This window comes from Emticicia oligotrophica DSM 17448 (assembly GCF_000263195.1).
GTDB lineage: Bacteria > Bacteroidota > Bacteroidia > Cytophagales > Spirosomataceae > Emticicia > Emticicia oligotrophica.
Map to the genome: position 1 here is coordinate 2,242,191 of NC_018748.1, position 15,440 is coordinate 2,257,630.

11 protein-coding genes are annotated in these 15,440 nt (G+C 35.4%); 4 read left to right on the forward strand and 7 right to left on the reverse strand.

Features of this window, described 5'->3' with window-relative positions:
* The first annotated feature begins 80 nt into the window (after positions 1–80).
* A complete protein-coding gene (locus tag EMTOL_RS09290; RefSeq protein WP_015029022.1) occupies positions 81–632 on the forward strand; it encodes an RNA polymerase sigma factor in 552 nt (183 codons plus the stop codon).
* A 36-nt stretch (positions 633–668) separates the two neighbouring features.
* Entirely contained in the window at positions 669–2,174 is a 1,506-nt protein-coding gene (locus tag EMTOL_RS09295; protein WP_015029023.1) for an outer membrane beta-barrel protein, read from the forward strand.
* Between the two features lie 22 nt (positions 2,175–2,196).
* On the opposite strand, the gene EMTOL_RS09300 is transcribed toward EMTOL_RS09295, so the two are convergent.
* A complete protein-coding gene (locus EMTOL_RS09300) occupies positions 2,197–3,045 on the reverse strand; it encodes a c-type cytochrome (protein WP_015029024.1) in 849 nt (282 codons plus the stop codon).
* 128 nt (positions 3,046–3,173) lie between these two features.
* Between EMTOL_RS09300 and EMTOL_RS09305 the strand changes: the two genes are divergently transcribed.
* Positions 3,174–5,231, forward strand: a complete 2,058-nt coding sequence (locus EMTOL_RS09305) for a kojibiose hydrolase (RefSeq protein ID WP_015029025.1) — start codon at positions 3,174–3,176, stop codon at positions 5,229–5,231.
* Between the two features lie 58 nt (positions 5,232–5,289).
* Here EMTOL_RS09305 and EMTOL_RS09310 read toward each other — a convergent pair whose 3' ends face one another.
* From EMTOL_RS09310 to EMTOL_RS09325, 4 genes are all read right to left on the reverse strand, one after another.
* On the reverse strand, positions 5,290–7,455 hold the full coding sequence (locus EMTOL_RS09310; protein ID WP_015029026.1) for a peptidase domain-containing ABC transporter: 2,166 nt from the start codon (positions 7,453–7,455) through the stop codon (positions 5,290–5,292).
* A 106-nt stretch (positions 7,456–7,561) separates the two neighbouring features.
* Positions 7,562–8,425: a CPBP family intramembrane glutamic endopeptidase gene (locus EMTOL_RS09315; RefSeq protein WP_015029027.1), complete on the reverse strand. Its 864-nt coding sequence runs from the start codon at positions 8,423–8,425 to the stop codon at positions 7,562–7,564.
* A 151-nt stretch (positions 8,426–8,576) separates the two neighbouring features.
* Complete coding sequence (locus EMTOL_RS09320) at positions 8,577–10,502, reverse strand: carboxypeptidase-like regulatory domain-containing protein (protein ID WP_015029028.1); 1,926 nt, start codon at positions 10,500–10,502, stop codon at positions 8,577–8,579.
* Positions 10,503–10,608: 106 nt separating this feature from the next.
* Positions 10,609–10,827 carry a hypothetical protein gene (locus EMTOL_RS09325; protein WP_305953211.1) on the reverse strand — a complete coding sequence of 73 codons (219 nt, stop codon included), beginning with the start codon at positions 10,825–10,827 and terminating at the stop codon, positions 10,609–10,611.
* 244 nt (positions 10,828–11,071) lie between these two features.
* Here EMTOL_RS09325 and EMTOL_RS21750 point away from each other — a divergent pair, with 244 nt between their 5' ends.
* A complete protein-coding gene (locus tag EMTOL_RS21750) occupies positions 11,072–11,410 on the forward strand; it encodes a helix-turn-helix domain-containing protein (RefSeq protein WP_015029030.1) in 339 nt (112 codons plus the stop codon).
* Here EMTOL_RS21750 and EMTOL_RS09335 read toward each other — a convergent pair whose 3' ends face one another.
* Together EMTOL_RS09335 and EMTOL_RS09340 are read right to left on the reverse strand one after the other, a co-directional pair.
* Positions 11,411–12,577 (reverse strand): HlyD family secretion protein, encoded by a 1,167-nt coding sequence (locus EMTOL_RS09335; RefSeq protein ID WP_015029031.1) that lies wholly within the window; start codon positions 12,575–12,577, stop codon positions 11,411–11,413.
* Between the two features lie 141 nt (positions 12,578–12,718).
* Complete coding sequence (locus EMTOL_RS09340; protein WP_015029032.1) at positions 12,719–14,857, reverse strand: peptidylprolyl isomerase; 2,139 nt, start codon at positions 14,855–14,857, stop codon at positions 12,719–12,721.
* Positions 14,858–15,440 lie beyond the last annotated feature (583 nt).

A 15,440-nucleotide genomic window follows, 5' to 3' on the forward strand; every position in this document is an offset into this window, starting at 1 on the left:
ACCATTCTATGTGAATCAGTGTCTTACTGATGTCAACCATTTAAAATTTAACACGGTTGGAATATAAAACTACCCTTTTCATGTATAGCGAACAAGATTTAATACAGGCTTGTATTCGCCAAGAACGACCAGCCCAACGGCAGCTTTACGAGCGTTTTGCTAGTAAGTTGTTCGCTACGGCTATGCGTTACATGAAAAATCGGAGTGATGCCGAAGATGTTTTACAAGATTCATTCATCAAAATCTTTCAAAAAATTGACACCTTCCGATTCGACTGCCCACTTGAAGCTTGGCTGCGAAAGATTGTAGTAAATACTGCTCTCAAACAATTACAAAGCCAGCCAAACTATATGGAGCATACTGATAGCCAATTGATTGCCGATGACCTAGAGCAAGATGAGTTTACACTCTCAGGTTTTGAATTTGAGCAACTCATGGGAATAGTACAGAGTTTACCCGATGGCTGTCGTACGATTTTCAACTTATATGCCATAGAGGGATATCAACATAATGAAATAGCAGCAATGCTTGGGATTTCTGAAGGTACATCAAAATCTCAGTATTCAAGGGCAAAAATGCTATTACAAGGTAAATTGAAGGCAATTGGTATTGTTCCGAAAACCATAAAATAATTTAAGATTTAGATACGAAGGCGTAAATACAATAAAATGGAATTAGAAAGGCCAAATAATTTTGAAGAAGAGTGGAAAGATGCGTTTAATGACGCTTCCTTTGCTCCGCCTAATGATATGTGGGAGCGAATAGAGCGTGAATTAGATAAAAAAGAACGCCGTCCATTTTTGTTCTTCTTCAGTTCATCGGGCATGCTTGCAGGCATTGCCGCAACGCTTATTTTAGTGTTGGGTGGAATTCTATTTTTTATGAAAACCCCTTCGGATAATTTAGTAACATCGAGCATTGCAACTACTCCAAAATCAATTAATCAAACGCGTCAAAGTATTCAAAAAACAATAGAAGAAAGTAATCCAATAGCACTAAATTCGGCAGAACCTGCTATTTCAATGAAAGAAAAAGCTCTGACAGCTATGGCTGAAACGAGATTTAGCAAACGTATTACTAACCATAACAACTACACTCAAGAATTAGCTGTGATAGGTGCTCCTTTCTCGGCTAATTCGAATAGTGAAATAAATGAGCGAGCAGTTACAAGTTTAAAAGTAAGTTCGATAAGTGAAGGTAAAATTGGTCAAACGTCTGCACTTTTAGCCCAAAATAACCAACCAAAGGAGTTACAATTCCTTGTGCCGAAGACTTACCAGTATTTTGGTAGTAGATATACCTTAAAGCGAAATAAATTACTTTTCGATGTTCCTGAAGAAGAGGAATCTAAAAACTTAGCTTCGAATGATTCGAAATTTTGGTTGGGAGTACAATCTGGCGTATCTCCTTTCGACCCCAATATGAAACTCAATAATTTGAATACTGTAGCATTAGCTCAGGCCGATAATTTTGCCCAAGTCTCAAACAAACCATCTGTTGGAGCATCTCCTTCGGGCGATAAACAAGGACAGGTTTTGGTTTCACAGCCAGAAAATGCCATCAGAGGTGGTATTGGTATCAATACTGGAGTAGCAATGGGATATAAAATTTCAAAAAAATGGAATTTTGAGAGTGGTATTCGCTACCTAAGAGGTAACTCTACACTTAATAGCAATACGTATGCTTTTCAGCAAAATGGTTATGTAAATACTTTTTTTGCTGATTATTTATTGCAGAACTCAGCGAGTAAAGAATATTCCATAGCCAGTAGTACGGTCAATACAGTTGTAGCTGATGCCTCGAAATTTGGGAATAGATATGAGTATTTAATGATTCCACTACAGATGGGTTATGAAATTGCTATTTCGAAGAAAATTGGTTTAAATCTTTTGGCGGGCGTTTCGGCAGATATTTTCTTGCAAAACACAATTATCAACGATAATAGTCTTGTGCAAGAAAAAAGTACCATTAATGGTTCGAGTAATATATATAAGCCATTAAACATGAGTGGCTTAGGAGGATTAAGAGCTACTTATCTGATTGATAAGCACTGGCAGTTAAATTTGGGCAGCTCGTATCAACATTCATTATTTTCAGGCATCAATAATTCTACTGATTTACAGATGCGTTTGAAGATGTTTGGACTGAATTATGGTTTAAATTATAGATTTTAAGATTAAATAAATACTTCAGTATCTATTTAATCTTATGTTCGCTCATATAACTTAGATATTTGACTATTTCATTAGCCTCTTCGGGCTTGATTCCCAAAGTTGGCATTTTTACTTCATTCCGATAATCAGCAGGATTTTGTATAAAAGCTTTTAAATCTTCAGTTTTCCAGTATTCTGTCACACTTTTGGGGTAATTTAATTCTGGTCCCATTTTTCCACCTATTTTATTGATAGAATGACAAGTTTGACAACGATTTTTAAAAATTTCGTAACCTGCTATCGCCGATGCTTCGGTAGGTTTTAGCACTGCATCATTTTCGTGTAGGGGTGCTAAATGTATTTTTACCAAATTATAGGGCCATTTATATAAAATAGCATCAGCTGAAACACCTTCATAGACAACGTAAAAAGGTTCCATTTTTATAGGCTTATTATTACTTTCAACAGATTCCCAATCTTTCCCTTTACTTGCGTCAACATCACTTACTGCCAAAAAAGCTTTTGAACCAAGTAGTTTTTCCAATGACATTTCGGGCTTATAGCCATCTTCACACTCAAATACAACCTTCAAGTCAGCTACATTCATTCGTTTGAGAGCTGTATATTTTTCAAGGATTTCTTTTAACGGTAAAGCATTGAATTTTTTGTTTTTATGATAAACAGGGTCGGGTTTTACATTCGCAATAGTATTGGGTTTTAACAAACCTTGTTTTTGTAAGGCTACCAAATCAATAGAAAGAGAATCATTCGCTTGAACTTCTTCTTTTTCTAGTTGAGCTACCTGCAAAGAATCTTTATTGGTTGATTTTTCAGAATTAGTGCATGCAATATAAACTGTAGAAAGTAGGCAAAATGCGAGCGTTTTTTTCATAATTTAGATGAGGTAAAGAGGGTGATTTATCTACATCAAAAGTACTACAAATCTTCATGAAAACTTTTGAGTGAAGTATTTTTCTTCGAAATGTACTATCTTTAAGGCTGTATTCAAAAATTTAACCTATGAAACAATCCAAATTCCAAACGCAACTATGCGTACTGCTATCGTGCGTATTTGCATTCAACTCTGTATTGGCCCAATGGCAAATTTCGGCCCAAAATTTCGACCCTAACAATTACTATGGCGTTACCGTTGCCAATGGTATGGTTGGTATTACATCTTCGCCTGACCCTCTCAAAGTTAAAGAAATTGTACTCAATGGTACTTTCGATACTTATGGGCGTGGTCGTGTAGCCAATATTATGAAAGTATTTGAATTTGCCAATATGGAGTTAATCATTGATAATGAAATGATTAATCGAAAAAATATCAGCAATTTCGTACAGACTATTGATATGCAGAATGCCATTTTTAGTACAACTTTCGATTTTGGAGCTAAGGCATCCGTAAAATCAAATGTGTTAGCTTTACGACATTTACCACACTCTGCCATGATTGAGATGGAAATCACGGCAAAGCAAGACTTGGAGTTTACCCCGATAAGCATTATGCAAACCCCCGATATGTTGCGTGATGTGAAGAACTTCTTTCATACCATCGACCGCCCTCATTCATTAATTCCACTAATGACTTCGGTAGCCAAAACCCCAACTGGTAAACACACGATAGCGGCATCCAATTCTTTTTTATTTGAGGAAGAAAGAGGAAAAGAGCCACAATTGATTCACGAAGAATGGGATAATGGCATGCACCGTATGAAGTTTACGAAAAAATTGAAAGCGGGCGAAACTTACAAGTTTTCGGTGGTTGGTTCGGTTATTTCTACGGCACATGTAGTTGACCCGCACAATGAAGCGGAGCGATTGACAATTTTTGCCGCTCTCGAAAAGCGTGAACGTTTGTTAAAAAAACATAAAGAGGCTTGGGCAAAACTTTGGGAGTCGGATATTATTATTGAAGGTGATGATGAAGCTCAACGTGCGGCTCGTTTTTCGCTTTATAACCTTTACTCATTTTGCCGTGAAGGACAAGCCTATAGCCTTTCGCCAATGGGGCTTTCGGGCTTAGGCTATAATGGACACGTTTTTTGGGATACCGAAATTTGGATGTACCCTCCGCTATTAGCTATGAAGCCAGAATTGGCAAAATCATTACTCGAATATCGTTTTGAGCGATTACAAGCGGCAAAATATAATGCAAAAGCACATGGATATCAAGGAGCAATGTTTCCGTGGGAGTCAGATGATTCAGGACAAGAATCTACACCAGTTTGGGCATTGACGGGGCCATTTCAGCATCATATCACGGGTGATATAGGTTTTGCTTTTTGGAAGTATTACCAAGTAACCAAAGATAAGAATTGGTTGAAAGAACGTGGGTACCCTATGCTCAAAGAAGTAGCAGATTTTTGGACAAGTCGAGTAGAAAAAGGTAATGATGGAAAGTATCATATTATCAATGTGGTATGTGCTGATGAGTGGGCAGAAAACGTTGATGATAATGCCTATACCAATGGTATGGCTAAGGAAGTGTTAGGTTTTGCTAACCAAGCTGCCAAAGAATTGGGTTTACCTGAGAATCCAAAATGGAAAGAAGTACAAGATGGAATCGTGATTTTGAAGTTTCCTGATGGAACTACGCGTGAGCACGCCACATACAATGGAGAGCCAATCAAACAAGGCGATGTAAACTTGCTTTCTTACCCAATGAAACAAATTACTGACCCAGCTACTATCAAGAAAGATTTAGATTTCTATTGGAAAGTTTTGGCCGATAATCTTCCAGGAAGAAAAGGACAAAGTCCAGCGATGGCACATGGCGTTTTTTCTATCTTAAATGCTCGTTTGGGAGATACTGAAACTGCCTACAAACAATACATGGATAGCTATAAACCTAACGAAGTTCCGCCATTCGGAGTTTTGGCCGAAACCGCTGGCGGGACAAACCCATATTTTTCGACGGGAGCAGGGGGATATTTACAAACGCTCATCAATGGCTGGGGTGGACTTGATTTTACAGATGCAGGAATCATTCAGCTAAAAACCAAGCTTCCCAAACACTGGAAATCATTGACTTTGAAAGGAGTTGGAGTTGAGAAGAAGACGTTTGTAGTGAAGTAAGAAGTTTTTGAAAAAGTGTCATTGTAAGATTAAAAGTGGCACTTTTTCAATTTAATTGTCATAAAACGCCTTCAAACTGCTCCATCCAGAGACGGTTGTAAACTCCTTCTTGATAAAGCAAGCTTTCATGAGTGCCTTCTTGTACTAATTTACCGTTGGCAAGAACTAATATTTTATCCGCATTTTTGATGGTACTCAATCGGTGAGCAATGATAATGATTGTTTTATTCAAACTTCGTAATGATTGAATGGTTTGCTGAACGTATTTCTCCGAAATTGTATCAAGAGCAGAAGTGGCTTCGTCTAAAATCAGTATTTCTGGATTACGGTATAAAGCTCGTGCGATGGCCAAACGCTGGCGTTGTCCGCCCGAAAGATTTACCCCATTTTCGCCAATGTGGGTATTAAAGCCATTCGGTAGTTTTTCTACAAATTCACTAATTCCGAGTTGACTACAAATGAATAAAATACGTTGCATATCTGGTTCAAAATCTCCGAGTGCGATGTTTTCAATGACCGATGCTCCAAATAAATCAATTTGTTGCGGTACTACACTCACCATATTTCGGAGGTTTTTATTATGAATGTGCTTGATGTCATAATCGCCAATTAGAATATTTCCACTACTAAGTGGATATAAGTTTTGCAACAACGACATCAACGTAGATTTACCCGAACCGCTTTCGCCAATTACAGCCGTAATCTGTCCTTTTGGAAATACAATCGTCAGATTATCAAATACTTGCACTCTCGTTCCATAGCGAAACGATACATTCTTAAACAGAATGTCGCCTACCATTTCGGGCGTAAGTTCAACTTTGTTTTCGGTGGCTTCTCGCTCCAAGTCCATGATTTCAAATAATCGGTCGGCGGCAATGAGTGCCTCTTGGATAGTCCGATTTGAGCCAATCAAGCTCATAGCAGGGCTTGTAAAATAACCAATCAAAGAGTAAAAAGAAAGCAACTCGCCAGGGGTTAGTTGCTGGTCAATGACATAAGATGTACCAAGCCAGAGTAATAGAATGGTAAAAAGTCTGGAAATAAAATCGGTGATATTACCAATAAAAATGCTGGTTTTGCCTGATGTAAAAACGGTTTCGAGTAGCCTAACGAAATTAGTTTCGGTTTTGAGGTTGGCATAAGGCTCAATGCCAAAACGTTTGATTGTGGTAGCGGCATTCAGAGATTCGACTAATTGAGCCTCTAATTCTGCTGAATTTTCCATCAATTTTCGCCCTTGTTTGCGGTTGATATAGTTACTGACAAAGTAAATAATGACATAGAACGGAATAATTGCCAATAGCATTGCCGCCAATTTCCAATCGTAAGTAAACATCAGACCAAACGAAAACAGCACGATAAAAATATTGACCGCTAAACCAATAATCACATCATTGATAAAAACCCGAATCTTGACGGCATCATTTACCCTCGAAATGATTTCGCCCACTCGCATCGTATCAAAAAACTGTTGTGGCAGTTTTAGCAGATGTTTGTAATATCCCAAAATCAGTTGTGCATCTATCTGCTGGCCAGTTTTGAGGGCGAAAATACTTTTAACCGTACCGATGATGGTCTGCAAAACTAAAATAATAATCATGCCGATACTCAGCAAATTGAGCAGGTTTTTATTGCCTTCAATGATTACATTATCTGTGATTTTTTGGATATAAATGGAGGTTGAAAGCCCTAAAATGGTATAAACAGCAGCCCCAACCAAGGCTTGAAGCATAACGGTAGTGTGTGGACGTAACAATGTCCAGAATCGGCCAATGACCGATATTTTTTCATTGCGAACCTCAAAATCTTCATTGGGTAATAGCAAAACCAAGACACCCGTCCATTGTTTCGTAAACTCTTCGATGAATTTTTTGTGCATTTTCCCATCGCCAGGGTCCATGATAGTAATGTGGGTCTTTGAAACTTTGTAGATGACTACGTAGTGTAGAAGCCCACCGCCAGAGGGAGTAGTGATTTGAAGATGAGCAATAGCAGGTTTGGGTATTTTTTCGAGGCTTTCCAGTGTAGCTTTTACTCCTTTTGCTTGAAAACCGAGTTTTTGTGCGGCTTCAATTAGACCGAGTACATTTGTGCCTTTTTTATCGGTACTTGCATATTGGCGTATGCGAGCAATGGGCAGCCGTAGGCGGAAATGAGCGGCTACCGAAGCCAAACAAGCCGCACCACAATCTCGTAAGTCGTGTTGTTTTATTTTGATAGACATAAATCTAAACAGATACTTTTTTGGCAAGATACTGCAAGAAAGTATCCAAAAAGTAAGCAAATAATGCCTATTTTATGACTGTGAGGAATAATTTATGAGTGAAGTGTTAATCCGCAAGTTTATCAAAAAATGATTTGAAACTATTCCATTGGTATTTTTTGTAACAAATTCCTAAAAAAATAACAGAGCCTAAAATCATACTAAACGACAAAAATGTAGTATCATAGTCCTTTATGTGATATATTGTACTGGTTTGTAGAGCAGATGAGGTATAACCTATGAAAATTGCCGAATAAAGGTTATTGATGATATGAACCCCGATTGCCAGTTCTGTACCATCATCCATAACAGTCATTATTCCAGCCACCAAACCCATCAACATGTAATTTAATATAAATACATACCCAAATGCTTTGAGTTCGGGATTCCCCAAGTGTAATAAACCAAATAATACTGATGTAATTAACACGGCCAGCCACGGACGTTTGGTAGCCCACGCAATGCCTTGTAAAAAATACCCTCTCATCAATAGTTCTTCACCTGCTGATTGAAATGGAATCAAGACTAATGAAATAATTAGATACTGAAAAAAAGTTGATTTATCAAACGAAAATTGGTAAGATGACGGATTTTCGAACCAACTAACCAATTCAAACAAGAGCGTAATACTACCAAAACACCCCATTGCCCAAAAGATGCGATTCCATCTGATTTTCGTTGCATTGATGAGCGAATACCCAGAACGTCGATGTACCCATTTAAGTACCAAAAATGTACTAAAAACCAACATAGCACTTGGCAATAGTAATTGTAGATAACTTTGATAGGTATTTGGTTTAGGTTTTGATAAGATTATGAATGCTGGTACACTAAATAAAGCCGCCAAAATAACCACATATATTGGTACAAGAATGTAATTATACCATTTATTTGAGCCTTTGGGAGTCGAAAAGAAAGTTTTTGTAAGCATAGGTTGAGTATGATTTTTAGTGTTTGTTATTTAGAAAAGGCGTAAAACGGCTTGTTTTCTTCTGCCGTTCTAAGAACGGCTAACACAACGGCTGATTTTTAAATCAGCCGAACTTATGAAAGACTTCGCCTAACTGGGAATAGTTTATGAATTAAAACCCAATTTTTAAACCAAATAAGATTCCTATCGGTCTAACCCCATTATATAAATTATTAGGATTAAAGATAATTTCGTTAGAAAAGTTATTAGTATTAGCATTTTTATGAGACAAAAAGCCCATCTTTGATTTAAAAAACAACTTTTCTTCTGAATATATTTCTTTAAAATATTGCATCTCAATAAAATATTTATACCTTTTTTTTCTGTATTCTAAACCAAAGCCTAATAGGCTACTTAAATTGTTTTCTCCAATATAAACGTTTGATTTATTCCCTAAATTAGTATTTCCGATAGTGAGTGCCCCAAGAGTGCTGATTGAACCTAAATAATACCCAGTTCTTTGTGAAGAAATTCCAATAGATACACTAAAAAACAAAGGATTGCCTATTTTTTTCAGTAGAAAGAGGTAATTATATTCAAGATTTAAAGAGTTGAAGTAATTTTCTTTTAATAAATTTTGCCTACTATTAATACTAATGCTTGATTTTCTATTCAATTCAAAGCCAAGATATGTAGTCATAACATTAAGTATGAAAGGATTCTTTAGGGTATTATGCAGATTATTAAAATTCTGAGTTTTATATGACAGCATGAACTCCCTATCAAAAATGGGTTCATATCTGATTATATTAAAAGCGTAACCTATGCTAAACTTTTGTGCAACTTTTCTAATATTATTTAATTTGGTCTTATAAGAATCAGAATCTTTTTTTAGCACAATATTTTGTGGAATATTTATTTTATTTGCTTCATCAATTTTGTAAAATGGTTTTATTTGGTTTTTTAATAGAGAATCTGTTTCAATAGTAGTAGAATTTTCCCAAAAATTTTCGTCATAATTATTGTTTATTTCTGCAAATACAGTCTTTCTATCTAATCTGGCCTCAAAAGGAATAGGAGTTAAATTATCATTACAACTAAAGTTTGTTCTTAAAAACTCCAATGTTTGCGTTGTTTCTTTATGTGTTTTACTATTGTAATTCCTTCCTTTCATTGAAGTATATTTGGGTAAATACAATCCATTTTCGTTTTCATATATTATTTGATAATTGCGTGAAAGAAATTTAATAGGTAAAAATGGATTTGGTATTGTTATGTTATTGTTGTTGAACTCAATTCTAATATAGGCGTATGTATGCTTATCTATCCATATCTTGCCACTGAATCTATCAAATTTATTGTTTGACCTGAAAGAAATTACGTAAACAGAATCTTTAAAAGCATTATATGAAGAAAATGATTCTAAATTGTATAAATACTTGTGTTTGAAAGAAGATGGATTCAAAAAAGAGTTTCTATTTTTAACGGGGTCATTCCAATTGGCAATAAAAATTCCATTGGCGTATCTTGAATTATCAATACTGTCACGATTTGGAAAATTAGAAATACGTGCTTTAATAACTTCTATTTGGGCATCTTCTTTTGATTTTTGATAACCGCTATGTTGAATTTTTATATTTGCCTCACCAAAGTACAGGAATCTATTATCATTCAATTTCTGAGTTTCTCTATAAAACCCGATTAATTCTGTTGGTTTTTGAGGATAATTAAATGATATTTTTGAATATGCCTTATTTAACAACTCCTTCAACGAACTGTCAGGCATCACAATAATCTCAGTTAAAAGCTGTTCATCTAATTGTAAATAAATTGCTTCTTTTTGAATTAGTGCTACTTTTTGAATCGAAGATTTATAACCAATACAACTAAACTTAATTTCGCCAATTGCGTTAGTAACGTAAATATTAAATTCCCCATTTTGATTTGATAAAGTGCCGTTTTTAGTTCCAACTTCAGTAATACTTGCAAATGCAATTGGTTGTTTGGTCAAACTGTCCAAAATAGTTCCATGAATTAATTGCTTTTGTGCATATAAATTTGAAAATATTAAGGAGAAAAACAGTATTAAATTTTTCATAGAATAGAAATAATATGTTTGGAGTAAAATGCAAAAAAGGGTTATTTTATTAAAATAACCCTAAATTCATTATGGGAATTCTAAAATTTTAGTTACTAAGTAAAATTTATAAAATCCCTGGTCCAGTTGGACTTGGACCACCACCATTACCACCAACATCTCCTGAAAAAGTAACTATTGCTCCCCATACCATTAAACATATTGCAGCTCCAGCTACTGTATAGCCAAGTACCCTTACTACATTATCCCAAAAATCGCCCCCATCAATTCCAATCATTTCAGTGTCACTTAATTCAGCTACACCATAATTTTCTAACGCCAACATTTGCATAATTTTTAAATTTTAAAAGTGTAAGATTTAATACTCCAAACCTCTGCAGCGGATTGTTGTTTCAAAAGTCTAATTTAAACTTTGGATAGTCAAATTTAGAAAGTGCTAAATTATGACTGTGAGGAATAATTTATGAATGTAGCCGAATAATAAGTTTTTTATGGGGCTTTAAATATCTTTTTCTGATTTTTCCTTTATTTGCAATACAAATAACTTTATCTATAAAACTTTTGCTGTAATGATGAATAATATAAATACTAAACTCCGTACACTTAGAGAACTTCACAATTACAAACAAGATTACGTTGCTACCGTATTGGGTATCACACAATCAGGCTACGCCAAAATAGAAAATGGAGATATTGGCAACGTCAGCCTCAAATACCTTCAAAAACTTGCCAAACTTTACGAACTAAACTTAGAACAACTCTTAGACTGGAATGGTAAAATAAATATAGATACTATTAATGGTGTTGGGGTCAATCAAGACACAATGCACTTACACATACCAGCTGATGAGCGTATTATAGAATTAGAGGAGAAAGTAGAAAAGCTATTGAAAATGGTAAGCAAATAATTATTTACGCTCAATTTTTGGGTTTAGCCAGTCGTCGGTTTTGTCATACAAAAGTTGGTAAAGGCTACGTTTGGTTACTACAAATCTTGCTCTGAAAGTTAGGCCTTTTTTCAGAGGTGCAGTATAGCCGTTTTTTAATTGGAGGATTTTCTTATCCAATTGGCATTTTACTTTGAAAATTGGTTTTTCGTTTAGCACCACAAAATCACGGGCAATATCAGTGATTTTTCCTTGCACCAAGCCCCATTCATTATAATTAAACGCATCAATCTGAAAACTAACGGGCATGTTTTTTCTTAAAAGTCCGATGTCGTTTGGGCTAACGTAGCATTCTGCAATAAGGCTAGAATCGGGTGAAATAATACCCAGCGTTTCGCCTATTTGCACATAACTACCCTCATACTTACCCACAATTTGCTGAATATTTCCACCAATTGGGGCTTTTATTTCATAATAAGTTTTTTGTTGAGTAAGTTGCTTGGCTTCGCTTTGAAGCTGTTTCAAATCAAAACGATGTTTGTTTAGTTCAGCTTGCCATTGGCTCAACTGCCGCTGAAAAATTGATTCAAATTCAGCCACCAAGCGGTTCATTTCGTATTCTTTGGCGTTGAGTTCTCGGCGAGCAATTACCTTTTCTTTATATAAATATTGGTCAGCATCTAATTCTTTCTTGATTTTCTTTTGGTGAAAGATATTTTCTTGTAATTGGCTACGAAAAGTATTGAGTTGTTGGGTGTAGATGGGGGTTTGGGTAGAATGATTTCCAAAAACATTGTTTTTCCCGATTTGGGTTAGCACTACTAAATCTTGGATAAAATCGTTTTTTTCCTGTTTTTGAAAACTATTGGTATTGAGTTTTGTATCAATATCTTCGGTAGCTATCACAAAAAGTGTAGTATTTTGTGCAATATTTTGATTTTCTGATACATTTACCGCTTTCACAGTTCCCGAAATCAACGATTTTATCTCGGTTTTTTCTGAAACTGTCCTGATGATTCCGTTGCTTTGCACCGAAATATCAATAAAAACAAGAGGCAAACTCACTAAAATTCCAAAAATAGACAGCAGAAGAAGTATATAAATCAACTGACTTCTAACCGCCACTTTGGGCAAATAAGCTTCTACGGTACTTTGAATAATATCGGATGGAAATAGTTGTTTTTGCATGGTACAAAAATGCAAAAAAATGCAACACTTAAATATTAAAGTTTATGACTGTGAGGAATAATTTATGATTAAGACTTCATAAAAAAAGGAGAAATACCTTTCGATATTTCTCCTTTCTAAAAAACTATTTTCTAAGATTTATCAGAAGAATTTAGCTCTATTATCTTTGATATTTGCGTTATCACGAATTGCTTGATTGGCCATGTAAGATACTCCGTATCCACCTGTGCGTTGCAATACTTGGTTTTTGTATTGTGTATAATCAGCAATTTCTGGAGCTTTTGTGATTTTAGTAGTTTCTACTACAAAGACGCCATTTTCACCAGCAAATGGTTTTGAACGTTTGCCAGCTTGCAAGCTGAAGATTTTACCGATAGCTACTGGGTCAATACCTGGTGAAGTAAGCATACCAGAAGCTAAGTTAATATCATTTGCAGCTTCAACCAATGCACCTGCTCCATATTTTTGTGCAGCTTGCTCTAATGAGCCTGATACATTTCCAAGTTTACTGATGATTTGCTGAGACTTGATTTCGTTACGAACTTTAGCAGTAAGAGCATCTTTAAAGTCTTCTACTTTAGGGCTATCTTTTTCAGTTTTTGACGTTACAGCAGCGATGATAAAGTTATCACCAACTTCAAATACACGGTCAGAAACTTTACCAACTTTCGTATCATCATTGAATGCCCACAAAACAACTTCACGTGCATTTTGAATAGTATTGAATGTAGATGCTTCTGGGAATACTTTATCAGCTTTTAATACAACTAACTTACCATCTTTCTTAATTGCTGCTTCGAATTCTTCTACTGAGCTACAACTTGCACGAAGAGTTTCTGCTTTTTGGTAAATAGCATTTCTTGTACTTTCACTTGCTGTCAATTCACGACTGATAGTAGCGATTTTGTATTTCAAATTGTTCTTTGCTTCTGTTACTTTAATGATGTGATAACCGAAGTCTGTTTCAACAATATTAGGAACTAAACCAGCACCACTCATGCCAAATACTGCATTCTCAAATGGCTTAACCATTGTGCCATTATTCTTGAAAGTACCTAAATCTCCACCTTGTTGAGCTGAACCATCTTGGCTGTTTGCACGAGCTAAAGTAGCAAAGTCGGCACCTTGTTGTAATTGGCTTAAGATATCTTGTGCCTTTGTACGGGCTGCTGCTTTAACTGAATCTGGAGCTGTTTTGTCAGCACGAATTAAGATATGGCTTGCACGTGCAGTGTAAAGAGAATCTGTCGTAGTACCTTCATATTTGTAAATAGAGTAGGTGCTTCCATCTTTAAATGGCCCAATAACTGCTCCCTGAATAGCTGTTGAAAGAGCTTCTTTCAATACTGGAGTAAGTTCGTTTGAACTACGCTCATAAGGCACGCGTGAATCAGAATTTGAAGCAGCATAAGCTTTAGCATCTTTAGCTGTAGCTAAGCCTTTCGCAAAACTTTTAATGTCTTCATACAAAGCAGAGCTATCTTCTTTTGTAGGCATTACTTGATACACTACATAATCAAATGAGCGACTATCATATCCTTTGAATTCTTCTTTGTGCTTACTCAAATAGTCTGACAACTGGCTATCAGTAACTTTGATAGTAGTATCAATGATGCTTGCATACGGAACATACAAGTAGCGAGCATCTGCTTTTGTTACTTGAGCATCATATTCTTTCTTAGCTTCAGCAGTTGTTACAAATGATGCAGAAGAAAGTAAAGCATTATATTTTTCCAACAAACGTTGTTGAATTGCTTGCTCTTTGATTTGGTCCCAAGCCGCTTTTTGTTGTGCTGGAAGTTGATTCGAAGCAGCAGCATTGATAAACTCAATATGACGATTACGGTCGTATTGACCAGTTTGTGGGTCTGTGAACTGTTGCTTAATGAGAGGGCTTAAGTTTTTAGTACCTTGAACCATTTCACGAAGTTCATCTGGCGTAACTTTCAAACCTAGTTTTTCAAACTCAGCTTTGTAAGTAATGTCAAAAATCATTTGCTCCCACACTTGGCTGCGTAATTGCTGAATTTCTTGCTCTTGCAAAGTTCTTCCTGCTTGTTGTTCGTAATTTGCACGTGCAACATCTAATTTTGCTTGGAAGGCCTGATAATCAATACTGGTGCCAGCAATTTCACCGATTTTATTATCATTACTACTAAATAAGCCACTTTTACCATTACCACCGAATAAATCTCCTCCGACAATGAATAAAATGAGTGCAACTGCAATGACTACGACTGCAACACCTGAACGCTCACGAATTTTGTTAATTAAAGCCATTTGTTTTTTTAAATTTATTACTGGACTTTTAGGACAGTTTGAATGCCTGATTATTGGTTTTTTTATTTATTTCCAAAAATTGAGGTGCAAAAATAAACAGATTCATATAGATTATCAAGGAAATCCAATTGATATATTCTTTGTTTTAACAAGTTTTATACCAAAACCTAGCCGACTTTTCTAGTTAACTGCCAGCAAGTTAGTGTTTTTTACTTATATTTACTTCATAACGAAGTTTAGGCTTAGTGCATATCTTTAAAAATATTTGAGGCTTTAACTCACAAAAAGGCTATATTGAGTTACTAAATGTGCTGCAAATGCCTTGTAATCAGAGAAGTAATCTTTAGTTTTGTTTGTATGGTATTATTTATAAAAAATTGCAGTAGTACTTCTTGAATTTTTTAATATTAGACTCGAATATCTTCCTGAAAGATTATTTTTTAGTGCATACATTAAATTGACTTCGCCTAATAGCCTAATATTTGATATTTTTAATGAGTTTCTCTTTTCTGGTGCTTAGTAAGCAAGTTTTTCCTAATATCTGCTAATCTTAAAAATTAAGATGATTTAGGGCAAATAATTG

Coding starts and splice junctions, on each gene's coding strand:
- EMTOL_RS09290 (WP_015029022.1), top strand. CDS start 81: ATGTATAGCGAACAAGATTTAATACAGGCTTGTATTCGCCAAGAACGA.
- EMTOL_RS09295 (WP_015029023.1), top strand. CDS start 669: ATGGAATTAGAAAGGCCAAATAATTTTGAAGAAGAGTGGAAAGATGCG.
- EMTOL_RS09300 (WP_015029024.1), bottom strand. CDS start 3,045: ATGAAAAAAACGCTCGCATTTTGCCTACTTTCTACAGTTTATATTGCA.
- EMTOL_RS09305 (WP_015029025.1), top strand. CDS start 3,174: ATGAAACAATCCAAATTCCAAACGCAACTATGCGTACTGCTATCGTGC.
- EMTOL_RS09310 (WP_015029026.1), bottom strand. CDS start 7,455: ATGTCTATCAAAATAAAACAACACGACTTACGAGATTGTGGTGCGGCT.
- EMTOL_RS09315 (WP_015029027.1), bottom strand. CDS start 8,425: ATGCTTACAAAAACTTTCTTTTCGACTCCCAAAGGCTCAAATAAATGG.
- EMTOL_RS09320 (WP_015029028.1), bottom strand. CDS start 10,502: ATGAAAAATTTAATACTGTTTTTCTCCTTAATATTTTCAAATTTATAT.
- EMTOL_RS09325 (WP_305953211.1), bottom strand. CDS start 10,827: ATGTTGGCGTTAGAAAATTATGGTGTAGCTGAATTAAGTGACACTGAA.
- EMTOL_RS21750 (WP_015029030.1), top strand. CDS start 11,072: ATGATGAATAATATAAATACTAAACTCCGTACACTTAGAGAACTTCAC.
- EMTOL_RS09335 (WP_015029031.1), bottom strand. CDS start 12,577: ATGCAAAAACAACTATTTCCATCCGATATTATTCAAAGTACCGTAGAA.
- EMTOL_RS09340 (WP_015029032.1), bottom strand. CDS start 14,857: ATGGCTTTAATTAACAAAATTCGTGAGCGTTCAGGTGTTGCAGTCGTA.